This window comes from Rhizobium acidisoli (genome assembly GCF_002531755.2).
Taxonomy (GTDB): domain Bacteria; phylum Pseudomonadota; class Alphaproteobacteria; order Rhizobiales; family Rhizobiaceae; genus Rhizobium; species Rhizobium acidisoli.
Genome location: NZ_CP034998.1, coordinates 4,082,732 through 4,104,818, shown reverse-complemented (window position 1 = coordinate 4,104,818; position 22,087 = coordinate 4,082,732). Strand labels below are relative to the sequence as shown.

The 22,087-nt window shown below is 62.3% G+C and carries 21 protein-coding genes and 1 pseudogene; 6 read left to right on the top strand and 16 right to left on the bottom strand.

Annotated features, from left to right (window positions below; all coding sequences use genetic code 11):
* Positions 1-18 precede the first annotated feature (18 nt).
* The 4 genes and pseudogenes from CO657_RS20005 to bfr all read left to right on the top strand — a co-directional run bounded on the left by CO657_RS20005 (position 19) and on the right by bfr (position 5,866).
* The gene (locus tag CO657_RS20005; RefSeq protein WP_054182293.1) at positions 19-1,434 is read left to right on the top strand and encodes a Y-family DNA polymerase; all 1,416 of its coding nucleotides are present in this window, start codon (positions 19-21) and stop codon (positions 1,432-1,434) included.
* Positions 1,431-4,894: pseudogene (locus tag CO657_RS20000) on the top strand (error-prone DNA polymerase). The gene CO657_RS20005 and the pseudogene CO657_RS20000 overlap by 4 nt, the downstream one beginning before the upstream one ends.
* A gap of 122 nt (positions 4,895-5,016) precedes the next feature.
* The gene (locus CO657_RS19995) at positions 5,017-5,415 is read left to right on the top strand and encodes a (2Fe-2S)-binding protein (protein ID WP_082366254.1); all 399 of its coding nucleotides are present in this window, start codon (positions 5,017-5,019) and stop codon (positions 5,413-5,415) included.
* The gene (bfr, locus tag CO657_RS19990; protein ID WP_003589587.1) at positions 5,381-5,866 is read left to right on the top strand and encodes a bacterioferritin; all 486 of its coding nucleotides are present in this window, start codon (positions 5,381-5,383) and stop codon (positions 5,864-5,866) included. The genes CO657_RS19995 and bfr overlap by 35 nt, the downstream gene beginning before the upstream one ends.
* Before the next feature lie 80 nt (positions 5,867-5,946).
* Here the strand turns inward: bfr and CO657_RS19985 are convergent, their stop codons facing one another.
* The 6 genes from CO657_RS19985 to rsfS form a co-directional block, all read right to left on the bottom strand.
* Positions 5,947-6,480: an RNA pyrophosphohydrolase gene (locus tag CO657_RS19985; RefSeq protein ID WP_054182294.1), complete on the bottom strand. Its 534-nt coding sequence runs from the start codon at positions 6,478-6,480 to the stop codon at positions 5,947-5,949.
* A 38-nt stretch (positions 6,481-6,518) separates the two neighbouring features.
* On the bottom strand, positions 6,519-7,712 hold the full coding sequence (locus CO657_RS19980; protein ID WP_054182295.1) for a divergent polysaccharide deacetylase family protein: 1,194 nt from the start codon (positions 7,710-7,712) through the stop codon (positions 6,519-6,521).
* A gap of 75 nt (positions 7,713-7,787) precedes the next feature.
* On the bottom strand, positions 7,788-9,110 hold the full coding sequence (locus CO657_RS19975) for a S41 family peptidase (RefSeq protein ID WP_003543943.1): 1,323 nt from the start codon (positions 9,108-9,110) through the stop codon (positions 7,788-7,790).
* The gene (locus CO657_RS19970) at positions 9,100-10,497 is read right to left on the bottom strand and encodes a murein hydrolase activator EnvC family protein (protein ID WP_054182296.1); all 1,398 of its coding nucleotides are present in this window, start codon (positions 10,495-10,497) and stop codon (positions 9,100-9,102) included. The genes CO657_RS19975 and CO657_RS19970 overlap by 11 nt, the downstream gene beginning before the upstream one ends.
* Before the next feature lie 163 nt (positions 10,498-10,660).
* The gene (rlmH, locus tag CO657_RS19965; RefSeq protein ID WP_054182297.1) at positions 10,661-11,143 is read right to left on the bottom strand and encodes a 23S rRNA (pseudouridine(1915)-N(3))-methyltransferase RlmH; all 483 of its coding nucleotides are present in this window, start codon (positions 11,141-11,143) and stop codon (positions 10,661-10,663) included.
* Positions 11,144-11,258: 115 nt separating this feature from the next.
* Positions 11,259-11,702, bottom strand: coding sequence for a ribosome silencing factor (gene rsfS / locus CO657_RS19960; protein ID WP_003589592.1), 444 nt, complete (start codon positions 11,700-11,702; stop codon positions 11,259-11,261).
* Positions 11,703-11,911: 209 nt separating this feature from the next.
* Between rsfS and CO657_RS19955 the strand changes: the two genes are divergently transcribed.
* Entirely contained in the window at positions 11,912-12,271 is a 360-nt protein-coding gene (locus CO657_RS19955) for a winged helix-turn-helix domain-containing protein (RefSeq protein ID WP_003589594.1), read from the top strand.
* A 6-nt stretch (positions 12,272-12,277) separates the two neighbouring features.
* Here the strand turns inward: CO657_RS19955 and modC are convergent, their stop codons facing one another.
* The 8 genes from modC to obgE form a co-directional block, all read right to left on the bottom strand.
* Entirely contained in the window at positions 12,278-13,345 is a 1,068-nt protein-coding gene (modC, locus tag CO657_RS19950) for a molybdenum ABC transporter ATP-binding protein (protein ID WP_003589595.1), read from the bottom strand.
* The gene (gene modB, locus CO657_RS19945) at positions 13,342-14,043 is read right to left on the bottom strand and encodes a molybdate ABC transporter permease subunit (RefSeq protein ID WP_003589596.1); all 702 of its coding nucleotides are present in this window, start codon (positions 14,041-14,043) and stop codon (positions 13,342-13,344) included. The genes modC and modB overlap by 4 nt, the downstream gene beginning before the upstream one ends.
* 272 nt (positions 14,044-14,315) lie before the next feature.
* Positions 14,316-15,107, bottom strand: a complete 792-nt coding sequence (modA, locus tag CO657_RS19940) for a molybdate ABC transporter substrate-binding protein (RefSeq protein WP_003589597.1) — start codon at positions 15,105-15,107, stop codon at positions 14,316-14,318.
* Positions 15,108-15,213: 106 nt separating this feature from the next.
* Positions 15,214-15,447 (bottom strand): hypothetical protein, encoded by a 234-nt coding sequence (locus tag CO657_RS19935; RefSeq protein ID WP_128715571.1) that lies wholly within the window; start codon positions 15,445-15,447, stop codon positions 15,214-15,216.
* A 92-nt stretch (positions 15,448-15,539) separates the two neighbouring features.
* Positions 15,540-16,139 carry a nicotinate-nucleotide adenylyltransferase gene (locus tag CO657_RS19930; RefSeq protein WP_245279828.1) on the bottom strand — a complete coding sequence of 200 codons (600 nt, stop codon included), beginning with the start codon at positions 16,137-16,139 and terminating at the stop codon, positions 15,540-15,542.
* A 37-nt stretch (positions 16,140-16,176) separates the two neighbouring features.
* The gene (locus CO657_RS19925; RefSeq protein ID WP_054182298.1) at positions 16,177-17,460 is read right to left on the bottom strand and encodes a glutamate-5-semialdehyde dehydrogenase; all 1,284 of its coding nucleotides are present in this window, start codon (positions 17,458-17,460) and stop codon (positions 16,177-16,179) included.
* On the bottom strand, positions 17,453-18,622 hold the full coding sequence (gene proB, locus CO657_RS19920) for a glutamate 5-kinase (RefSeq protein WP_003589601.1): 1,170 nt from the start codon (positions 18,620-18,622) through the stop codon (positions 17,453-17,455). The genes CO657_RS19925 and proB overlap by 8 nt, the downstream gene beginning before the upstream one ends.
* Positions 18,609-19,703 (bottom strand): GTPase ObgE, encoded by a 1,095-nt coding sequence (obgE, locus tag CO657_RS19915; protein WP_054182299.1) that lies wholly within the window; start codon positions 19,701-19,703, stop codon positions 18,609-18,611. The genes proB and obgE overlap by 14 nt, the downstream gene beginning before the upstream one ends.
* A gap of 84 nt (positions 19,704-19,787) precedes the next feature.
* Here obgE and CO657_RS19910 point away from each other — a divergent pair, with 84 nt between their 5' ends.
* Positions 19,788-20,654 carry an endonuclease/exonuclease/phosphatase family protein gene (locus CO657_RS19910; protein ID WP_054182300.1) on the top strand — a complete coding sequence of 289 codons (867 nt, stop codon included), beginning with the start codon at positions 19,788-19,790 and terminating at the stop codon, positions 20,652-20,654.
* 92 nt (positions 20,655-20,746) lie between these two features.
* On the opposite strand, the gene CO657_RS19905 is transcribed toward CO657_RS19910, so the two are convergent.
* Both CO657_RS19905 and CO657_RS19900 read right to left on the bottom strand, forming a co-directional pair.
* Entirely contained in the window at positions 20,747-21,334 is a 588-nt protein-coding gene (locus CO657_RS19905) for a GNAT family N-acetyltransferase (protein WP_054182301.1), read from the bottom strand.
* On the bottom strand, positions 21,331-21,987 hold the full coding sequence (locus CO657_RS19900) for a GNAT family N-acetyltransferase (protein ID WP_003589606.1): 657 nt from the start codon (positions 21,985-21,987) through the stop codon (positions 21,331-21,333). The genes CO657_RS19905 and CO657_RS19900 overlap by 4 nt, the downstream gene beginning before the upstream one ends.
* Positions 21,988-22,087 lie beyond the last annotated feature (100 nt).

Sequence of the window (22,087 nt, the reverse complement as noted above, 5' to 3'; positions counted from 1 at the left end):
GGCAAGCTCAACAATGCCATGCGGCTGACCGCGCTGGACGAGTTGGCCGAGCGGCTGGGGCTGAAAAAGGATCAGGGCGTTGCCGAAGCGCGCGCCATGTACCCAACGCTCGAGGTCGCCGAAGAGGATCCGGCAGCCGACCGCCGGCTGCTGGAGGCCATTGCCGACTGGTGCGACCGTTATACGCCGCTGGTGGCGTTCGACGGCAAGGACGGTCTGTTTCTCGACATTAGCGGCTGCGCCCATCTCTTCGGCGGGGAAAAGGCGCTTCTCAAGGATGTGCTGTCGCGGCTTTTTCATATGGGGATCGATGCGCGCGGCGCCATCTCATCCTCACCGGGCCTTTCCTGGGCTGCGTCGCGCTTCGGGCAAGGTGGCGTCATCGAGGATGAGGAGACGGAGCAGGTGCTGATGTCCTTGCCGGTTGCAGCCTTGCGGCTGGAAGGACAAACCGTCGATGCGCTGAGGAAGCTTGGCCTGAAATATGTCGGCGACGTCATCGATGCACCACGCGCGCCGCTGACCCGCCGGTTCGGCCCGGGACTGCTTCTGCGTCTCGACCAGGCGCTGGGACGCGAGGAGGAGCCGGTCTCACCGCGGCGTCCGGTCGCCAGCCTCTCGGCCGAAAGCCGCCTGATCGAGCCCATCGGCACGGAAGAACAGATCCTTGCCGTCACCCGGCAGGTCGCCATGTCGCTGCAGCCGTCGCTGGAGACGCGGGGGGTCGGCGGGCGGGCGTTTGAACTGGTGCTCTTCCGCGTCGATGGCAGGGTCTTTCGTATCGCCGTCGCCGCTTCGCAGCCGCTTCGCGAACCAAAATTCATTGCCGGGCTTTTTTCCGAGCGATTGCAGGCGGTTTATGACGATCTCGATGCCGGCTATGGTTTCGAAATCCTGCGGTTGAATGTGTTGCGGCATGATCCTTTCAACGAGGCACAGGCGGATTTCGAGGGCGACCGTCAGGGCGAGATTTCGCTTTCGGCCTTCGTCGATCGGGTCTCGGCCCGGCTGGGTGCGGATTGCCTGCAAAGCTTCCAGCTGCGTGAGAGCCATGTGCCGGAACGCGCCGTCATCACCGTTCCTGTGATGGATCGTCTTCCCAGGCGGAAGGCGGCGCAGGACATCCAGCTTCCTTTCCGCCAAGAGCGCCCGCTCCGGCTTTTTGCCACGCCGGAGCCGGTTGAGATCATGCTTGCCGAAGTGCCCGATGGTCCGCCGCAGATTTTCCGCTGGCGGCGCTTGCAGCATCAGGTGGCAAGAAGCGAAGGGCCGGAACGGATCGCCATGGAATGGTGGATCGATGGGGATGACGCCGAGGCGCGCGACTATTTCCGCATCGAGGACGAGACCGGACATCGGTTCTGGATCTATCGCCGCGGTTTTTATGGCCGCGAACTCGATCCTCGCTGGTTCATGCATGGTGTGTTTGCATGAAGAGCGGGTCCGCATTTTTCGAGATCGGCGTGAGGACGAATTTTTCGTTTCTCGAAGGCGCCTCCGGTCCGGAAGAGATGGTCGTGCAAGCCGCTCATCTCAGACTCGGCGGTCTCGGCATTGCGGACCGGAATTCGGTTGCCGGCGTGGTCAGGGCGCATGCGCAGGCGCTGCAGCTCGAGGAGAGATACAGGAACAGAGATGCGATCTTGGCCCAGGCGGAGAAGGAAGGGAAACGGGAAGAGATCCTCGATCCCATCCGGATTCAGCCGGGCGCCCGCCTGGTCTTTTCAGATGACACGCCGGATATCCTCGCCTACCCACGCAATCGGCGGGGCTGGGCAAATCTCTGCCGTCTTCTCAGCGCCGGCAATCTGAAGGAAGAAGCGGTCAAGGGGAACTGCATCCTGACGGAAGCGGAACTGATGGAATGGGGGGACGAGATGATGCTCGCACTCGTTCCTGATCGCACCCTTGTCGATCATCAGGAGGGCCAGTCGGCGCTGGAAGATTATCTGGAACGGTTTCGCAGACGGTTCCGCAAGGATTTCTTCATGGCGCTGGCGCCAGCCTATGACGGCCGCGACAGGCAGGTCTTTGCGGTGCTTGCCATGCTTGCGGCGCGCAATCGCGTGCCGCTGATTGCGACCAACCAGCCGCTTTACCACCATCCCGAACGCCGGCCACTTTCGGATGTGGTGATTGCGATCCGGGAGCATGTGCAGATCGCGCAAGCCGGATTCCTGCTGGCGCCAAATGCCGAGCGCTACCTCAAGGATTCACGTGAAATGGTCCGGATCTTCCGGGACTATCCTGGTGCGATCGAAAATACCCAGGTCTTCTTCGGCAGGTTGACCTTTTCGCTGAAGGAGTTGGAGCATAATTATCCGCTTGAAAACGATCCCGGCGAAACGCCGCAGGAGACGCTCGAGAGGCTGACGAGGGCGGGAGCGGCAAGGCGCTATCCCGAGGGTATCCCGGCCAAGGTGGCAAAGCAGATCGATTATGAGCTAAAACTCATCGGCGATAAGAACTATGCCTCCTATTTTCTGACGGTTCACAGGATCATCCATCACGCCCGTTATGACCTCAAGGTCCTGTGCCAAGGGCGCGGATCGGCGGCAAATTCGGTCATCTGCTATTGCCTCGAAATTACGGAAGTCGATCCTCAGAAGAGCACGCTGCTCTTCGACCGCTTCATTTCGATGGACCGTGACGAGCCGCCGGATATCGATGTCGATTTCGAGCATGATCGGCGCGAAGAGGTCATCCAGTTCATCTACAGAAACTACAAGAGAGAACATGCCGGGCTGACGGCTGGGGTGACCACCTACCGCACCCGTTCAGCCGGCCGCGAAGTCGCCAAGGCCTTCGGCTTGTCGGAGGATGTGCAGTCGGCGATCAGCAGCCTCGTCTGGGGCTGGTCGGAGGACAATCTCTCCGAGCGGGATGCAAAGGCGGCTGGTCTCGACATCAAGGATCCGGTCACCAGGAACGTGCTGAAATATGCCTCCGAGCTTCTCGGCTTCCCGCGCCACCTCACCCAGCATGTCGGCGGTTTCGTCATCACGCGGGACCGGCTCGACGAGGTGGTGCCGATCATGAAGACGGCGATGCCGGATCGCTACATGATCGAATGGGACAAGGACGATCTCGACAACGTCAAGATCCTCAAGGTGGATGTGCTGGCGCTCGGCATGCTGACCTGCCTGCGGAAGGGTTTTTCGCTGCTTGAACTGCATTACGGGGTGAAGAAGACGCTCGCAGATCTCGGCAACAGAGAACATGGGGACGAAGGCAGGCCGGTTTACGAGATGATGGGCCGGGCCGATACGCTTGGCGTCTTCCAGATCGAGAGCCGGGCGCAGATGAGCATGCTGCCGCGCCTCAAGCCGAAGCTATTCTACGACCTCGTCATCGAGGTGGCGATCGTTCGGCCGGGACCGATCCAGGGCGATATGGTACATCCCTATCTGAAGCGCCGGGAGCAGCGGGCCAAGAATATCCCGATCGAGTATCCGAGTGAGGAGCTGAAAGCGGTTCTGGAAAGAACCCTCGGCGTGCCGCTGTTTCAGGAACAAGCGATGCAGATCGCCATCACCGCTGCAGGCTTTGCGCCTGCGGAAGCCGACAAGCTTCGCAGGGCGATGGCGACATTCAAGAGAACCGGCACGATCGGCAATTTCGAGACGCGGTTCATCGAGGGAATGACCTCAAAAGGGTATGCTCGGGAATTCGCGCAGCAGTGTTTCAACCAGATCAAAGGCTTCGGTGAATATGGTTTCCCTGAAAGCCATGCCGCCTCCTTTGCGCTGCTCGTCTATGCCTCCTCATGGCTCAAGGCCTATTATCCCGACGTCTTCTGCGCGGCGATGCTGAATTCCCAGCCAATGGGGTTTTATGCGCCGGCGCAGCTGGTGCGGGATGCACGCGAGCACGGGGTCAAAATCCTGCCGGTCGACATCAACGAATCCGATTGGGATTGCGATCTGGAAGAGGCCGCTTTCGATCCGAATGCCGTCGATTTCCGCCACCGTGAGATGCGCGGGATCATCAAGGCCCGGCACGCGGTGCGGCTCGGCTTCCGGCAGATCAAGGGCGTCTCGGATAAGGAGATGGAGCTGCTCGTCAAAAATCGAGGCAAAGGCTACGGTTCCGTTCGGGATCTCTGGCTGCGGTCCGGCCTGCCGAAATCCGTCATCGAGCGACTGGCGGATGCGGATGCGTTCCAATCCCTGAGGCTCTCACGACGCGACGCGCTCTGGGCGGTGCGGGCGTTGGATGTGAAGAGCGCGGCCGAGGAGCTGCCGCTTTTCGAACAGGCCCGTCATGTCGATCTCCAGGCCGAACCGGCAACGAAGCTGCCGGAAATGCTGCCGGGAGAGCAGGTCATCGAGGACTATCGTTATCTCTCGCTGTCGCTGAAGGCGCATCCGGTCTCCTTCCTGCGCGAGGAATTGCGGCATGCGGGTGTGACGCGCAATGTCGATCTGCTGAAGGTTGCAAACGGGCGTAGGGTGACGATCGCCGGCCTTGTGCTGGTGCGCCAGCGGCCGGGGTCGGCCAAAGGTGTGATCTTCATGACCCTTGAGGATGAGACCGGCGTCGCCAATGCGATCGTCTGGCCGAAAATCTTCGACACATACCGCTCGGTCGTGATGGGTGCCCGGCTGGTGAAAATCCGCGGCAGGCTGCAAAGCCAGAGCGGCGTGATCCATACCGTCGTCGAGCATATCGAGGACATGACGCCGGCGCTCGGCATCCTCCAACGCGAGGCCCGGCGTTTCGGCGTCTGCGAGCGGGCAGACGAAGTGCTGAACCCAGGTGTCGATCAGCGGCAGAGAAAGCTTGCGCAGCGCAGGAGAGAGCGGAGCTGAAAAAACGGATGGTGGCCACAGACGGCGATTCCGGCGCAGCGGAAACCGCCGAGGTGATGCCGCGCGGACGCAACTTCCATTAAAATGCGTGGGCACCGATCGGGTCCGTCCTGCCTCCTGCATTTGCCTCATGGCGTCATCACCCTGGAAGCACTGCATAATCCCGGACGACATGCACTGGCTTGTCATTCCGACATAGCGTCCGATGAAGCGGGGCTCGAATTTTTTCTTGACAGCCACCATCTTCTTTAGCAGAAAACACGATAGTCAGTGTCATGTTTGGAATGAAGACGTGCTTGTCTGCAGCTGCAATTATATAACCGACAAGGAAATCCGGGAGGTTATCACCAACCTTCTCGATGAAGACTGTTGGCAGCTTATCGTGCCGGCGAAGGTCTATCACGCTATGGAAAAACGCGGCCGTTGCTGCGGCTGTTTCCCCAACGTCGTCGACATCATTATCCAGACGACCGAGGAATATCACGCCCGTCGCCACTCGACGGAGACGGAAATATTTGATTTCATGTCCCGCTTGAAACAATTCCATGAGGAAAACAGGAGAGCGGACATTGAAAGGCGACAAAAAAGTCATCGAGCGGCTTAACGAGGCGTTGTTCCTCGAGCTCGGGGCAGTCAATCAATATTGGGTTCATTATCGTCTTCTTGAGGACTGGGGTTACACCAAGCTCGCCAAGAAGGAGCGCGCCGAATCGATCGAAGAGATGCATCATGCCGACCGGCTTGTTGCGCGCATCATTTTCCTTGAAGGCCATCCCAATCTGCAGACCCTTGCACCTCTGCGCATCGGCCAGAACGTCAAGGAAGTGCTGGAAGCCGATCTCGCCGGCGAATACGACGCCCGCGCAGCGTACAAGAAGTCGCGCGATATCTGTCACGAAGCCGGCGATTACGTTTCCATGAAGCTCTTCGAAGAGCTGCTGATGGACGAGGAAGGCCATATCGACTTCCTCGAAACGCAGCTCGATCTGCTCGGAAAAATCGGCGAGAGCAAATATGGCCAGCTCAACGCCGATTCCGCCAACGAGGCAGAATAAGCTCTCACGAGATGCCGGCCGCCTTTGGGCGGCCGGCCTCCGGCTTGCCGAGCGCAAACGGAGGCGTCACTCCGGCATGATCAGTCTTCCGATTGCAATGTCGCCAGATGCTGGAATTCGGCAATGACCTGATCGTAGACGCCGCGCTTGAAGGGGACGATCAGGCTGGGCAGTTCCTGCATCGGCTTCCATTCCCACGCATCGAATTCCGGCTCGTGGCCGCCGGGCGGCGGGTTGATGGCGATCTCGCTGTCGTCACCGTCGAAGCGGAAGGCGAACCAGCGTTGCGTCTGGCCGCGGAACTTTCCCTTCAATCCGATACCGATCAGTGCCGGCGGCAGATCGTAATTGGTCCAGTCTCCCGCTTCGGCCAGCAAGGTCACCGTCTTGATGCCGGTCTCCTCGTAGAGTTCGCGATAGGCGGCGTCCAATGGATCCTCGCCCTTGTCGATGCCGCCCTGGGGCATCTGCCAGAGCTGCGGCGAGCCGTCATATTCCGAATTGCCGTCGGGAATGCGCCGCCCGGCCCAGACGAGGCCGTCGCGGTTCAGGATCATCACGCCGACGCAGGGGCGGTAGGGCAGGTCCTCGGCTTTTACGGTCGCCTGGCTCATCTTCTTCTCCGTTCAGGGATCTCCTCAAGAGACTGCTCTCAAGGGTTCCGTGGGTCGTTGGAAAGGGCGGCGACGCCGACGATCTCGATGCCGCGCATCGCGGCCTCCTCGCTCCATTTGGCGATGGCGTCGACGCTCTCATCGAAAGCCGAGGCGACGCCGATCGCCTGGCCGTTCTTGCGGGCGATGCGCTCGAGCTCGTCAAGCTTCTTCAGGACGGCGTTGATATCGAGTTGGCCGTCGAGCTGCAGGTCGGCGAAGGCATAGGGCAGTTCGGTTCCCTTGGCGACATCAGCTGTCTTCGACTGCGCCGACGTGCCGTCGTCGAGGAACAGCAGGCCGCGCTTGCCGATATCGCGCATGACAGGTTCCATGGCGGTGGAATCGGACAGGAAACGGCCGCCGAGATAATTCATGACGCCGGTGTAATTGGTGATCTCGCCCATCGCCTTGTGCAGGTTCTCGATATTGCGGGCCACGGGTTTTGTGGTCAGCAGCGTCTCCGGGCCGGGATCATTCGCCGGGTAATCAAAAGGCTCGAGCGGCACCTGCAGAAGAATCTCGTGGCCGCCTCGGCGGGCTTCCTGCATCCAGCGCTGCAGGCTGTTGCCGCTCGCGGCAAAGGCGAAGGTAATTTCTTCAGGCAATTCAGCGATGGCGCGCTGCGTCCCGGTCTGGCTGAGCCCGAGACCGCTGACGACGATGGCGATGCGGACGCCGCGTGCGCCGGAGGAGGGACGGGCATATTGATCCATCGGGCGCCGGCCATCGGGGCCGACGATCGGCAGCCTGCCGAAAGGGGTGTCTTCGAGCAGCGCTTCATTCGGCTGGGCCGCCATGCGCGGATCCTGGCCGATCTGCATGGCGTCGACCAGCACCGGCCCGCTGCCATCGCGCGGGCGGGGGCTGTATTTGGTGACGACGGAGCCATCACCGGTGACCATCTGTTCGACATTGGCGCCCGAGCGCGGTTCGGCGCGCGGCATGCCATCCGCTGCCTGGTTGGCGGTGGTCGTCGGTGGCTGAGGGGTATTGGAAGGTGGCGTTGCGGCCTGTTCGGCCGGTGGTTTGGTGCGTTCGAGCCCATCGCCGCGAAACGCCGTATAGAGGGAAAAGCCGCCTATCGCGAAAAGACAAAGACTGGCGGCGATGCGGCCGAGGCGCAGAACACCCGGGCGCCGGCGGCCGGCTTTGCGGTTGCGGCCCAAAGGCGCATGCAGGTCCGTTCCCAATTTTTCACCCGCTCCAAAACCGGGAAACAGCAGAAGGGTCAAGGCCAGGCGAGGTGCCCGGCCTTGAGGGGATTATTACTTGGCGACGACGGCCTTGTCGGGGTTCGGCGGGAAGGCCGGATCGGTCTTCTTGCCGCGCAGCAGATCGAGCGCGTAGTTCAGCTGAACGTCGTCCTTCGGATCCGGGGGCACATAGGCAACGGAGCCCGAACCTTCGTCCGTCTCGCTCTGGCCCTTGATATGGCCGCGCAGGCTGGATTCGCCTTCGGTGACCATCTTGCCCTGCAGTTCCTCCGGCAGCGGCTCCTCGACCTTGATGTCGGGAGTAATGCCGGTGCCCTGGATCGAGCGGCCCGACGGCGTGTAGTAGAGCGCCGTGGTCAGGCGCAGCGCGCCGTTTTCGCCGAGCGGGATGATCGTCTGGACGGAGCCTTTGCCGAAGGAGCGCGTGCCGAGAACGGTGGCGCGGCGCAGATCCTGAAGGGCGCCGGCGACGATTTCCGATGCGGAAGCCGAACCGCCGTTGATCAGCACGATAACCGGCTTGCCATCCGTCAGGTCGCCCGGACCGGCATTGAAGCGGCGGGTTTCATCGGGATTGCGGCCGCGGGTCGAGACGACTTCGCCGCGCTGCAAGAGGGCGTCGGAGACGTTGATCGCCTGGTCGAGCAGGCCGCCCGGATTGAGGCGCAGGTCGAGGACATAACCCTTCAGCTTGTCGGCCGGAACGGTGTCCTTGATCTTCTTGATCGCCTTTTCCATGTCGGGATAGGTCTTCTCGGTGAAGGAGATGATGCGGAGATAACCGACATCGTCCTCGACACGCGACTTGACGGCCTGGACGGCGACGACGTCACGGACGATCGTCAGCTCGATCGGCTTGTCGGCGCCCTTGCGGATCAGCGTCAGCTTGATCGGGGTGTTGACGGCGCCGCGCATCTTCTCGACGGCGTCCTCAAGCTTCAGGCCGCGCACGGACTGGCCGTCGATCTCGGAGATATAATCGCCGGCGAGAACACCGGCCTTGGCGGCGGGCGTATCGTCGATCGGGGTGATGACCTTGACCAGTTCGTCTTCCATCGTGACTTCGATGCCGAGGCCGCCGAACTCACCCTTGGTCTGGGTGCGCATATCCTCGGCGTCCTTCGCATTCATATAGCTCGAATGCGGATCCAGCGAGGAGAGCATGCCGTTGATGGCGTTCTCGATCAGCTTGTCCTCGGCCGGCGGCGTCACGTACTGGGCGCGCACACGCTCGAAGACATCGCCGAACACCGAGAGTTCCTTGTACGTGGACGATCCGGCCGCTTCTGCCGGCACACCCGCCGAGTAAATGACGCTCATGGCCGTCGCACCCATCAATGCGCCGACCAGAACAAGAGAAGCCCTACGAATCATTGCGTGCCTTTCCAGTGTCTTTGGCGGTCCACCACGGTCGGGAATCGACCGGTTTACCGTCCTTTCGAAATTCAATGTAAAGCGTTGGCCGGTCCGTTTCCAGCGCCAATGCAGTTGCGCTCGCCACTCTTTTCGCGCCCATCACGGCGAGCGGCTCGCCGGCGAAAACGAATTTTCCCTGACGGGTATTGATCGTCTCCATTCCCGAGAGAACCAAGTGGTAGCCATCGCCGGTGTCGAGGATGATCATCTGGCCGTAACTGCGGAAAGCGCCGGCGAAAACCACCAGGCCATCGGCAGGCGCCGTCACCACCGTCTCCGGATTGGTGGCGACCGTCATTCCCATTGCCTCGTGCCCGGTGCCGTCGGCATCGCCGAACTGGCGCAGGATATCGCCCGCAACGGGCACCTCCAATTTCGCCTTCAATTCTCCGAAGGGATATGCGGGCGCAATGCGGTTTTTATCGGGCACACCGCTGTCGGCCAATGCCTTGGCCTGGGCGCGCTGCTCGTCGGTCATCAGCCTGCGATTCTCCTCCGCCTGGCGGGCGGCTGCAGCCGCATCGCGCACCGAAGCGATCTCGGATTCCATCGAGGCGACGAGGCCCTCAAGGCTGGTCGCCTTGCCCGCCAGTTCCTCGGAGCGTTTCCTCTCGGCCTCGAGTTCGGCGGCATTGCTGCGGCTGAGCTTGTCGTTTTCGGCAAGCAGCAGGTCCATGCGCCGTTCTTCCTCGATCCCATTCGTCATTGTCGCGGTCAGGCCGGCCTTCTCGGCCGCACTTGCGGTCTGCAAAGCGGCGAGGCTTGCAAGGTCTCCGGCAAGCTTGTCGGTCTCCTTGCGGATGCCTGGAACAACGGCGCCGAGCAGAATGGCGCTGCGCACCGAGGCGAGCGCGTCATCGGGGGTGACGAGCAAAGCGGGCGGCGGGTTGCGGCCCATGCGCTGGAGGGCTGCCAGCACCTCGGCCAAAAGGCCGCGGCGCTCGTGCAGGGACCGGCGGATGCCATCTTCCTTGACGCCGAGATCGGCAAGCTTCTTCTCGCTTGCAAGGATCTGCTTGTCGAGCGCCTTGCGGCGGGCGGCGGATTCGATCAGCGCTTGGCGGATGCTTTGCGTGCTCTTGTCCAGATCGGCGATGCTCTGTTGAAGCGCGCTCACCTTGTCGCTGGAAAGACTGATCGTTTTCGACAGGGTTTCCAGTTCGGCACGGGTCTTGTCCCGTTTGGCGGCCAGTTCGGCGGCCGGATCGGGCGGCGGCTCGGCTGCCGGCTGCGGCGCCGATTGTGCCGCTTCAGGCGCGGCATCCTGCGCCCGGACGATGAAGGGATTTGCCGACACGGCAATCACCGCCACACCGACACCGGCCGCGATAGCCGGCAGGATCATGCGGTGTCGCCTGGTTGCTTCTCTCGACATGCGTGTTAGGGCACTTTCTCAAATCGCGCGGAGACTAAGCTGATTTGGCGCGCTTTGCCAGAAAGTTTGACGAGCAATGGCCGGCAGGCGGAACACGGCTGCGTGACCATGCGAATTGGCGAGCGGTGCGGCATCAGACGCGGTGATAGGGGTGGCCGGACAGGATGGTCACGGCGCGATAGAGCTGTTCGGCGATCAGTATGCGCACGAGCTGATGCGGCCAGGTCATCTTGCCCAGGCAAAGCGTGGCGTCGGCACGGTCGTAGAGGGAAGGATCGAGGCCGTCGGCACCGCCGATGGCGATCGTCAGGTCACGTTTGCCCTGGTCGCGATAGGAGCCGAGCAGGCTGGCGAAGGCTTCGCTGTCGGGCGCCTTGCCGCGTTCGTCGAGAAGAATGAGGATGCTGCCATCGGCAAGCGATTTCAGAAGCAGTGCCGCTTCCTCGCGCTTGCGGGTTTCCGCATTGGAGGCGCGGCTTTCGGCAACTTCGGCAACACGGGCAAGTTCGAGACCGACGGCAGGGCCGGCCTTGGCGAAACGGTCGAAATATCGGGCCGCAAGATCCTTTTCGGGGCCGGATTTCAGCCGTCCCACCGCAAAAAGACCAATTCGCATTCATCCGCTCCCGCTGATGCGCCACATCGGGCGCACAAGGCGCCGCCGGCCGGTTTTCATATCTCCGGCCAGCCAATGCCACGTTCAGGCGCCGGACAGAATGCCGGCCTGCCTGTCAGTGCCGTGTTTCTTCATCCATATCCGGAGCCGCCCACATCTTTTCGATGTTGTAGAACTCGCGGATTTCAGGACGGAACACATGCACGATAATGTCACCGGTGTCGATCAGCACCCAATCGCCGCCCTCCTGACCTTCGACGCGGGCCGTGCCGAGGCCGTCGTCCTTCAGGTCGGTGAGCAGGTGATCCGAGATCGCCATGACATGCCTGTTCGAGCGGCCGGAGACGACGATCATGTAGTCTCCCAGCGCCGATTTTCCGGCAATGTCGATGGTGACGATATCTTCAGCTTTGGAGTCCTCGAGGCTGGCGAGGACGGTTTCTAGGGCACGGGCGGCGGCATCGGCGCCACGTTCCGCACTCTTCGGGATAACGGCGAACGTTTTTCCCTTGGCGTGTACTGTTGTCAGTGCTTTCCCTTTCCTGGAATGACAAACCATGCACAACACGAGATCCGATCGAGACCGGATCATGGTTAAGATAGGCATCAAACCATTAATGTTTCAAGACGTGCTAAGATACAGAACGGTCGAAAATCCGATCTGGCGTCCGAATTGAAGAATATTGCCGCGCGGGCTGCTTGTGGGGGCGGTGTACAGTTTCCGTACCGCGGCGTAAAGTGCGGCAAATTTCACGATTTCACGATTCGATGACCGATCCAGCCGCCAAAACACTCGTGCCCGTCCTGCGAATCAGCTTCCCGGATGAGGATCGGCTCGGTCACGGCAAGATGGAGCTCCTGGAGCATATCCGCGCGACCGGGTCGATCTCGGCGGCGGGGCGGGCAATGGACATGTCCTATCGCCGCGCATGGCTGCTGGTCAGCGAGATGAACCGGATGTTTTGCGAACAGGTGGTCGAGCCGCAGCGCGGCGGCCAGAAGGGCGGCGGCGCGGCGCTGACGCCGTTCGGTGAGGAATTGCTGGACCGTTTCCGCCGGATGGAGAAGACGATGCGCGAAAGCCTTGCCGAGGATCTTGCCTGGCTCGAAGCAAAACGCAGTCTGTAGGGAACGTCAGGCCTCCAGAGCAACCGTCTTGATGACGGCGAAGACGGTCTTGCCGGGGCGAAGATCGAGGCGCTCGCAGGACAGCGCGGTGATGCGGGAACGAATGGTGTCGCCGCCGCAGTCGATCCGGATCTCGACCGTTCCGTCCTCGTCCGACGATATGGCTTCGATCCTGCCTTCGAGAATGTTCAACGCGCTGAGGCCCTCGGGCCTGGCGGTCGCCAGCATGACGTCGCGCGACGGAATGCGGATGCGCACTGGTCTGCCGGAAGCGAGCGCCGCACTCGGAATATGCAGCTGCGATGATTTCAAGGCGACAGTCGACAGGCGGTGACGGGCATCGAAGCTTTCGACGGTGCCTTCGAGCAGCGCGCCCGCCTCTTTCCGGTCGGCCGCCGCAGAGGGACGGCTCAATATGTCGACGGCCGGGCCGGTCGCTTCCACCTTGCCGTCGCTGAGGACGACCACCTGGTTTGCCAGCCGCGCCACCTCCGCGATCGAATGGCTGACATAGATGATCGGAATTTCGGTCTGATCGCGCAATCGCTCCAGATAGGGCAGGATCTCGGCCTTGCGCGCCTCGTCGAGGGCCGCCAGCGGCTCGTCCATCAACAGCAGGCGGGGCGCGGAGAGAAGAGCGCGGCCGATGGCGACGCGCTGCTTCTCGCCGCCGGAAAGTTTTGCCGGGCTGCGCTCCAGCAGCGGCTCGATGCCGAGCAGGTCGACGATGCGATCGAAGTTTTCACCGCGTAGGGTTTTCGCCGTGAACCAGCGGCCGTAGGAAAGATTGGCGCGGACGCTGAGATGCGGAAACAGCCGGGCCTCCTGGAAGACATAACCGAAGCGGCGGCGATGTTTCGGGACGAAGGTGCCGGTTTTGGTCTCGGTCAGGATCTCGCCGTCAAGGACGACGCGGCCTTCGTCCGGGCGGGCGAGGCCGGCGATGATGCGGATCATTGAGGTCTTGCCGGAGCCGGAGCGGCCGAACAGCGCGGTGACGCCACGTTCGGAGGTGAAAGCGGCGTCGAGCAAAAAGCCGCCGAGCTTCTGTTTTGCTTCGACGATCAGCGTCATTCCGGATCGATCCTTTGGCCGGCGAGGCGGGCGAGGAATTCGGAGGCGAGCAGTGCGGCCATGGAAATGACGATGGCGACGAGCGTCAGGCGCAGCGCGCCGGCATCGCCGCCCGGCACCTGGGTGAAGGTGTAGATTGCTGCCGACAGCGTCTGGGTTTCGCCGGGAATGTTGGAAACGAAGGTGATCGTCGCGCCGAATTCACCCATCGCCTTGGCGAAGGAAAGGATCATGCCGGTGATGATGCCGGGCAGCGTCAGCGGCAGGGTGATCGTCAGGAAGACCCAGGCGGGACCGGCGCCAAGGGTTCCGGCCGCCTCCTCCAGCTTGCGGTCGACCGCCTCGATCGACAGGCGGATGCTGCGCACCATCAGCGGAAAGGCCATGACGGCGCAGGCAAGCGCTGCGCCCGTCCAGCGGAAGGAAAAGACGATGCCGAAATACTGGTCGAGCAGGCTGCCGACCGGACCGCGACGGCCGAACAGGATGAGAAGAAGGAAACCGGTGACGACGGGCGGCAGGATCAGCGGCAGGTGAACGATGCCGTTCAGCACCGACTTGCCCCAGAAGCGGCCGCGGGCAAGCAGCAAGGCGACGAGGATGCCCAGGGGCAGGCTCGCCAGCATGGCGACAAAGGAGACGCGCAGGCTGAGCAGGATCGCCGTCCATTCCTCGTTGCTCAGGCCCAATATATCCAAATGCAGTTGTCTCCCTGGCAAATCCGGCGTCACCTGATGCCGGTCCCTCATCCGCCTGCCGGCACCTTCTCCCCGCTTGCGGGGAGAAGGGGAATAGCCGCGCCCTCTCCGTCCCCTCCAACTTCTGGCAGGGCACGTCCCCTCCCCCCGTTTTACGGGGAGAGGGTTAAGGTGAGGGGCAGCCATTGAGTGGAACCGGACAGGAGGCTCGCCTAAGTGAGCCTTCACGCTAAGCTGTCACTGTTGATTCCGCAATCATTTGGCCGCTTCAATCACTTGAGGATGGTGAAACCCTGCGCCGTGAAGAAGGCGGCTGCCTTGTCGGACTTCAGGAAGTCGAGATAGGCTGCCGCATCCGGGTTCTTGCTCTCGGCAAGAATTGCGATCGGATAGATGATCGGTGGATGGGAATCGGCCGGGAAGGTGCCGACGACGGCGACACCCTTATCGGCGGCGGCGTCGGTCTGGTAGACGATGCCGTAAGGCGCTTCGCCGCGGGAGACGAGCGCCAGCGCAGCACGCACGCTTTCGGCGCCGGCGACCTTGGTTTCCACCGATTTCCAGACGCCGAGTTTATCGAGTGCGGCCATGCCGTATTTGCCGGCCGGAACCGATTTCGGCTCACCCATGGCCAGCTTGCCGTCACCCAGAAGTCCTGCGAGATCGAAGCCCTGCTTGATCTCGACCGGCTTCGCCTTGGCCTTTTCGGCAACGAGCACGATCCGGTTTCCAAGCAGGTTCGAACGCGTATCGGCCTTGATGAGGTTCTTCTCGGCGACGTAATCCATCCAGGCCAGGTCGGCCGAGATGAAGACATCGGCGGGTGCGGCGTTTTCGATCTGCTTGGCAAGTGCTCCGCTCGCCGCATAGGAGGCGACGGCTTCCTTGCCGCTTTCCTTGGCCCAGGCGGCATTGGCGGCATCGAGCGCATCCTTGAGGCTTGCCGCGGCAAAGACGGTGAGCTTCTCCGCGGCTGCGGCAGGCGTCGGCAGCGCGGCTGCGCCAAGCCAGAGGGCCGCAATTGCGGCGGTTGCCAGTTTCATCCATTGGCGGCGGTTCTGCATGATTTACTCCCCAGGGTTCGAAATATTGCGACGAATATAACGATGCTCGTGGCTTGGCTAGGGATATATCCAACAAAATATAACCGTATCGGCTGGGCACCTGACATCACGTATTCAAAGCGCAGGGGTTTCGGAGAAAAACAGATCCGCGGGAGCGAAACTGGCTGGCTGACCCTGCCGATAAAAATGGCATCGTTCCGCGGTTTGTCATCGACAGGATTGCATCGCTCGCATTGCTGCATTGCACAAAACGATATTCACCTTCCTGCGGAATATGATAAAACATACTCATCGAAACGGCTTTCTCCTCCTCCCATAAGCCGTTCGACAGGGTCGACAACACTCCTCCTCCCAGTTGTCGATCGAGTTTATAAGCCCGACGGATCCTCCCCCGTCGGGCTTTCTCGTTTCTGGGGTTTCCCTAAAATTAGTCTATTCGGAGCCGTCGGGCAGTGAGCCGTTGCGGATTGCCGTCGAGCTCAGGCCGGAGCGCGGCCCGTGGATGAAGGTCCAGGCCGGCGCGGGTTTTTTCCAGAGAATGCGCGCGTCGTCCTCGTCGACACGGGCGAAATCGAAGGTCCTCGTCATTTTCGAGGAGAGGTAGGAGAGCGTTGCGCCCGGCCGGTCGATCACCGCGATCGGAAAGGTGCGGACGATTTCCTGCCATTTCTGCCATTTGTGGAAGGTCTGCAGGCCGTCGGCGCCCATGATCCAGATGAAATGCACATGCGGATTGCGGGCCTTGACCCAGGCGAGCGTATTGGCGGTGTAGCTGACGCCGAGCGACTGTTCGAAGGCGGTGACCTTGACGCGCGGATCGGCGGCGACACGCTCGCTTTCGGCAATGCGCTCGGCAAGCGGTGCCAGCTGGTTGCGGCTCTTCAGCGGATTGCCGGGGGTGACCATCCACCAGAGCTGGTCGAGGCCGAGGCGCTTGATGGCGATCTCGGCGACCAGTGCGTGGCCCTGGTGCGGCGGATTGAACGAACCGCCGAACAGGCCGACGACCATGCCGCGCTCGCTGTGCGGCATGCGGAGATAATACCGGTCCACACTCTCCGCCGTCACGTCAGGGCCGCGTCTGTCCGGCGCCGTGCACCCGATATTTGAAGGAGGTGAGCTGTTCGACGCCGACCGGGCCGCGGGCATGCATCTTACCGGTGGCAATGCCGATTTCCGCGCCCATGCCGAACTCGCCGCCATCGGCGAACTGCGTCGAGGCATTGTGCAGCAGGATCGCCGAATCGACCTCGGTGAAGAACCGCGCGACGACGTCGGGATCCTCGGCGATCACGGCCTCGGTATGGTTCGAGGAATATTTCTGGATATGGGCGATCGCGCCCGATATGCCGTCGACGACGGCGACCGAAATGATCGCGTCGAGATATTCGGTCGACCAATCGTCTTCGGTCGCGGGCTTCAGGCCGGGCGCGACCTTCAGCACCGTTGGCGAAGCGCGGACCTCGCAGCCGGCACTGGTGAGCACCTCGAGCAGCGGCGTCAGATGCGTGCCGATCGCGGCACCATCGACGAGCAGGGTTTCAGCCGCGCCGCAGATACCTGTCCGGCGCATCTTGGCATTGACGACGATCTGCTTGGCCATCTCGATATCGGCCGAGCCATCGACATAGATATGGCAAAGGCCTTCGAGATGGGCAAAGACCGGCACGCGGGCCTCGCTCTGCACGCGGGCGACCAGGCTCTTGCCGCCGCGCGGCACGATGACGTCGACCGCCCCATCCAGGCCGCGCAGCATGGCGCCGACCGCGGCGCGGTCGGTGACCGGGATGAGTTGGATAGCATGCTCTGGAAGCCCTGCCGCCTTCAGACCTTCGACAAGGCAGGCATGGATCGCCTGCGATGAACGGCGCGAATCCGAGCCGCAGCGCAGGATGACGGCATTGCCCGCCTTGAGGCAGAGGGCGCCGGCATCGGCCGTGACGTTCGGCCGGCTTTCGAAGATGACGCCGATAACGCCGAGCGGCGTGCGGACGCGCTCGATCTTCAACCGGTTCGGCCGGTCCCAGGCGGCGATGACTTCGCCGACCGGGTCGGCAAGGGCGGCGATGGCGCGGATTCCCTCGGCCATCTCGGCGACGCGCTTGTCGTTCAATGTCAGCCGGTCGACAAAGGAGGCGAGCATCTCGCTGCCTTCGGTGTCTTTCAGGTCCTTGGCATTCTCGGCAAGAATCTCAACCTTGTTCGCCAGGATCGCATCGGCCATGGCGTTCAACGCCCTGTTCTTGACCTCGGTGGACGCAAAGCTCAGCGGTCGTGCGGCAGCCTTTGCCTTGCGGCCGATGTCGTTCATCAGCGCGTCAATCTCGGGGCTTAGCGCAACGGTATCAAGCATGGGCCGCGTCCTTCTTCTGCCTTTCCGATTTCGATCCGATCTGCGCGGTCATCACCATGTCGTCGCGATGGACCATGGCGGCGCGGCCGGGATAACCGAGAATCGCCTCGATCTCCGCCGACTTGCGGCCGGCAATCCGCCGGGCGTCCTCGGCATCGTAGCTGACAAGGCCGCGGGCGATCTCGCGCCCTTCAGGACCGACGATCGCCACCGTATCACCACGGCTGAACAGGCCGGAAACGCCGCGCACACCGGCGGGAAGCAGGCTCTTGCCGGCCCCGAGGGCAGTGACGGCACCGTCATCGACACGCAATTCGCCGGCCGGCTGCAGCTGTCCGGCGATCCAGGTCTTGCGGGCGGTGACCGGCGTGCCGGACGGCGCGAACCAGGAGGAACGCGCGCCGCTTTCGATCGCCGACAGCGGGCTGTCGGTCTTCCCCGAGGCGATGATCATGGCGCAGCCCGATGTCGTCGCGATCTTGCCGGCATCGATCTTGGTGCGCATGCCGCCGCGCGAGAGTTCGGAGGCCGCGCCCCCTGCCATCGCTTCGATCTCCGGGGTAATTTCGGAAATCGTCTCCAGGAATGTCGCGTTCGGGTCGAGATGCGGCGGTGCGGTGTAGAGCCCGTCGATATCGGAGAGAAGGACGAGCAGGTCGGCGCCGGTCATCGTCGCAACGCGGGCGGCCAGGCGATCATTGTCGCCATAGCGGATTTCGCTGGTGGCGACCGTGTCGTTCTCGTTGATGATCGGCACGGCGCCGATTTTCAGAAGCTGATTGATGGTGGCGCGCGCGTTGAGATAGCGGCGGCGCTCCTCGGTGTCGCCGAGCGTCAGCAGGATCTGGCCGGCGACGATCTCGCCGCGCGACAGACTTTCCGACCAGGCGCGGGCGAGGGCGATCTGGCCGACGGCGGCGGCGGCCTGGCTTTCCTCCAATTTCAACGCGCCGGAGGGCAGGTCGAGCACCGAGCGGCCGAGCGCGATGGCGCCGGAGGACACGACGAGCACATCGATGCCTTTGGCTTTCAGGCCGGCAATATCGGCGCACATGGCGTCGAGCCATGCCTTCTTCAAGCCGGCCTTGCGGTCGACCAGCAGCGCCGAGCCGATCTTGATGACGATGCGGCGGTAGCGTCCAAGCGGCTTACGGCTGGTCATCGGCCCCATCCTCGCCAACGTCCTCGCCCTCATCGGCGACAACAATGTCGCGGTGACGCTGCTTCGGCACCTTAGCCGGCTTTTCCTCGGCATTTTCCTCGACGATGATGTCGCGCAGCGCGCGCAGCACCTCGGTCATGCCCTTGCCGGTGACGGCCGAAATCTGGAACGGCGTCTTGCCGCAGGCCTTGGCCAATTCCTTGGTCTTCTTTTTCAGTTCGGCCTCGTCGAGCACGTCGATCTGCGACAGCGCCACGATCTCCGGCTTGTCCGTCAGCTGGTTGCCATAGGCTTCGAGCTCGTGTTTGACCGTCTTATAGGCTTTGCCGACCTTTTCCTCCTGGGCGGAGACGAGGTGCAGCAGCACGCGGGTGCGCTCGACATGGCCGAGGAACCGGTCGCCGATGCCAACACCCTCATGGGCGCCTTCGATCAGGCCGGGAATGTCGGCAAGGATGAATTCCCGTTCGTCGATGGTGGCGACGCCGAGATTGGGATGCAGCGTGGTGAAGGGGTAGTTGGCGATCTTCGGTCGGGCGCGGGTGACCGATGCCAGGAAGGTCGACTTGCCGGCATTGGGCATGCCGACGAGGCCGGCATCGGCAATCAGCTTCAGCCGCAGCCAGAGGGTCTTTTCCTCGCCGGGCAGGCCCGGATTGGCCCAATCTGGCGCCTGGTTGGTCGAGGTCTTGAAATGAGCGTTGCCGAAGCCGCCATTGCCGCCATGGGCGAGGCAATAACGCTGGCCTTCGACGGTGAGATCGCAGATCAGCGTTTCCCGATCTTCCTCGAAGATCTGGGTTCCCACGGGAACCTTCAGCGTCACGTCGCTGCCATTGGCGCCGGTGCGGTTCCTGCCCATGCCATGGGTGCCGATCGTCGCCTTGAAATGCTGCTGAAAACGGAAATCGATCAGCGTATTGAGGCCGTTGACGGTCTCGACCCAGACGTCGCCGCCGCGTCCGCCATCACCGCCATCGGGGCCGCCGAACTCGATGAATTTCTCGCGCCGGAAGGAAACGCTGCCCCCGCCGCCGTCTCCGGATCGGATATAGACCTTTGCTTCGTCGAGAAATTTCATTTTACTTCCAGTATCCGGTGGCAGTTGGACGGCCCGTCTTGGCCCATTCGATATAGGCGGTTCCGACGGAGGTCAAAGATTATCGTGAATTTTGCGAGCTATAACATACAGTACGGCTTCGGTCTCGACGGCAGATACGATCTCGCGCGCATTGCCCGGAGCCTCGAGGGCGCCGATGTCATCGCGCTGCAGGAGGTGACCCGCGGCTTCTCGCGCAACGGTTTTGCCGACATGGCGGCCGACCTTGCAGCCTGTTTTCCCGACTATTTCTGGGTGTATGGGCCGGCTTGCGATATCCATGTCGAGGCTGATGGCGGCGGCCGTCAGCCGGTGCGGGGCACCCGCTTCCAGTTCGGCAATATGGTGCTGTCGCGCTGGCCGATCCTTTCGACCCGGACGCTGCTTCTGCCGCGCAGCCGCACGATCGGCAAGATCAACCTGCAGCGCGGCGCGACCGAGGCGGTGATCGCGGTACCGGGCGGGGCGATCCGCGTCTATTCCGTTCATCTCGACCATGTCTCTCCCGACGAGCGCGTCCGCCAGCTGCAATTTTTGAACGCGCATATCAACGCTTTCGTCCAAGAGGGCGGGTCGATGACGGGGGGCAGCGAATTCGATCTGCCCGAGCCGCCGCTGCCGGAGGATTACGTCATCATGGGGGATTTCAACATGGAGCCGGAATCGCCGGAATATTGCGCGCTTGCCGGCGCCGGCGGTGGATATTACGGCCGGGTCGCGAGGATCGGCACGCCGGTCGACGCCTTTGCGGCGCTCGAAGCCTATGGGCCGGGCAGCTACAGCTGGATGAATCCCGAAGATCACGGCGAACGCATGCATCTCGATTATTGCTTCGTCAGTTGCGGCCTTGTGAGCCGGTTGCAATCCGCCCGGATCGATACGCAATCCGTCGGCTCCGATCATTTCCCGCTATGGGTCGAGATCGAAAATTGACGGAGACGCCGCCGCGAGCGGCGGCGTCTCCTTTCTAGGTATGAGCATGATGTTGTCCGAAAACCGCTCACACTTTTCGGCATCATGCTCTGTTACGCCACCTTGCGCGGCTGCAGCATGCCCGGCTGCAGCACGGTTTCGATGTGCGAGACCATGGTGTTGCGGGCGAAACAATAGATTTCGCCGCAGCCCACCATGCGGAAACCGAGCTTCTCCTGCAATCTGAGCGATGCCGGATTGTCGGCGAAGACGCCGGAATGGATCGGCGTCTCCGGCATGCGGCGCGAAAAGCGCTCGACAATTCCGGCCACCGCCTCGCTCATATAGCCGCGCCGCCAGTAGTAGCGGTTCAGCCAATAGCCGAGGTGCCAGCGGCCGTGGCGGAGCTCGATCGAGACGTTGCCGATATGGACATCGTCCTTGCCGGTGATCGCCAGCGGCCAATCCGGCAGGGCGCCCGAGGTGACCGGGACCAGCCAGTCCAGCGCATCCTGCCGGTCGAACGGCGCGGGCACGCGGGACAGCATGCGCGTGACGGCGAAATCGGAAAGCGATTCCGCAATCGCTGGCGCATCACTCAGCCTGTGGGGGCGGAGCGTCAGCCGGGCGGTCGAGATGACAGGCGCGGGGCCCGGTATCATCGCCTTGGTTTCCGGCCTTTGCAGCGCGGTCGTGCTCATGCGATGTTCCCCCAGCTTCTGAGCGACATCCAGGTCTTGCGGTCGAGCCTGTACCATTCCACCGGCACGTTGCTGCCGAGCGCCAGCGAGGCGGCGAGGCCCGATCCCTGGAACTGGAAACCGCACTTCTGGATGACGCGGCGCGAGGCGACGTTCATCACCCGGCAGCGGGCGTCGATCTGGTCGACATCCTGGCGGGTTCTGAACACCATATCGACCAGGGCATGGCAGGCCTCGGTCGTATAGCCCTTGTTCCAATAGGGTTCGCCCAGCCAGTAACCGATCTCGACGGTTTTGCCGTCGGCATGCGGCTCCACACCGCAGCAGCCGATAAAGGCGCCGTTTTCGGCTTTGGTGATCGAATAGACGCACTTGCCAATCTCGCCTTTTTTCGTGCGACGCACGAAGTCGGCAGCATCATCGGCGGTATAAGGGTGCGGCATACGCGATACCATGGTGGCGACTTTGGCGTTGTTGGCGAGATGGGCAAGGGCGTCAATGTCTTCTTCGTGAGGCGCGCGCATGACGAGCCTTTCCGATAACAAGACAGGGCAATCGGTCCTTAACCGCTCCGGCCTCAGCCGTTCTTCGGAAGACACCTGGCCTTCCCGGGGCGACCGTGATTGGTCAACCCTTAACAATTCGCCTTGCATGTTCAGTCCTCCTGTTTGGACAAAGAAAAAGGGGAGATGGCGCCCCATCTCCCCTGTTTTCTGGACTGAACCTGATACGGACAGCCGGGTCGATGAGACG

Coding starts and splice junctions, on each gene's coding strand:
- CO657_RS20005 (WP_054182293.1), top strand. CDS start 19: ATGCGGCTGACCGCGCTGGACGAGTTGGCCGAGCGGCTGGGGCTGAAA.
- CO657_RS19995 (WP_082366254.1), top strand. CDS start 5,017: ATGAAGCGGGGCTCGAATTTTTTCTTGACAGCCACCATCTTCTTTAGC.
- CO657_RS19985 (WP_054182294.1), bottom strand. CDS start 6,480: ATGAGCCAGGCGACCGTAAAAGCCGAGGACCTGCCCTACCGCCCCTGC.
- CO657_RS19975 (WP_003543943.1), bottom strand. CDS start 9,110: ATGATTCGTAGGGCTTCTCTTGTTCTGGTCGGCGCATTGATGGGTGCG.
- CO657_RS19970 (WP_054182296.1), bottom strand. CDS start 10,497: ATGATCCTGCCGGCTATCGCGGCCGGTGTCGGTGTGGCGGTGATTGCC.
- rlmH (WP_054182297.1), bottom strand. CDS start 11,143: ATGCGAATTGGTCTTTTTGCGGTGGGACGGCTGAAATCCGGCCCCGAA.
- rsfS (WP_003589592.1), bottom strand. CDS start 11,702: ATGGTTTGTCATTCCAGGAAAGGGAAAGCACTGACAACAGTACACGCC.
- CO657_RS19955 (WP_003589594.1), top strand. CDS start 11,912: ATGACCGATCCAGCCGCCAAAACACTCGTGCCCGTCCTGCGAATCAGC.
- modC (WP_003589595.1), bottom strand. CDS start 13,345: ATGACGCTGATCGTCGAAGCAAAACAGAAGCTCGGCGGCTTTTTGCTC.
- modA (WP_003589597.1), bottom strand. CDS start 15,107: ATGCAGAACCGCCGCCAATGGATGAAACTGGCAACCGCCGCAATTGCG.
- CO657_RS19930 (WP_245279828.1), bottom strand. CDS start 16,139: ATGCCGCACAGCGAGCGCGGCATGGTCGTCGGCCTGTTCGGCGGTTCG.
- CO657_RS19925 (WP_054182298.1), bottom strand. CDS start 17,460: ATGCTTGATACCGTTGCGCTAAGCCCCGAGATTGACGCGCTGATGAAC.
- proB (WP_003589601.1), bottom strand. CDS start 18,622: ATGACCAGCCGTAAGCCGCTTGGACGCTACCGCCGCATCGTCATCAAG.
- obgE (WP_054182299.1), bottom strand. CDS start 19,703: ATGAAATTTCTCGACGAAGCAAAGGTCTATATCCGATCCGGAGACGGC.
- CO657_RS19905 (WP_054182301.1), bottom strand. CDS start 21,334: ATGAGCACGACCGCGCTGCAAAGGCCGGAAACCAAGGCGATGATACCG.
- CO657_RS19900 (WP_003589606.1), bottom strand. CDS start 21,987: ATGCAAGGCGAATTGTTAAGGGTTGACCAATCACGGTCGCCCCGGGAA.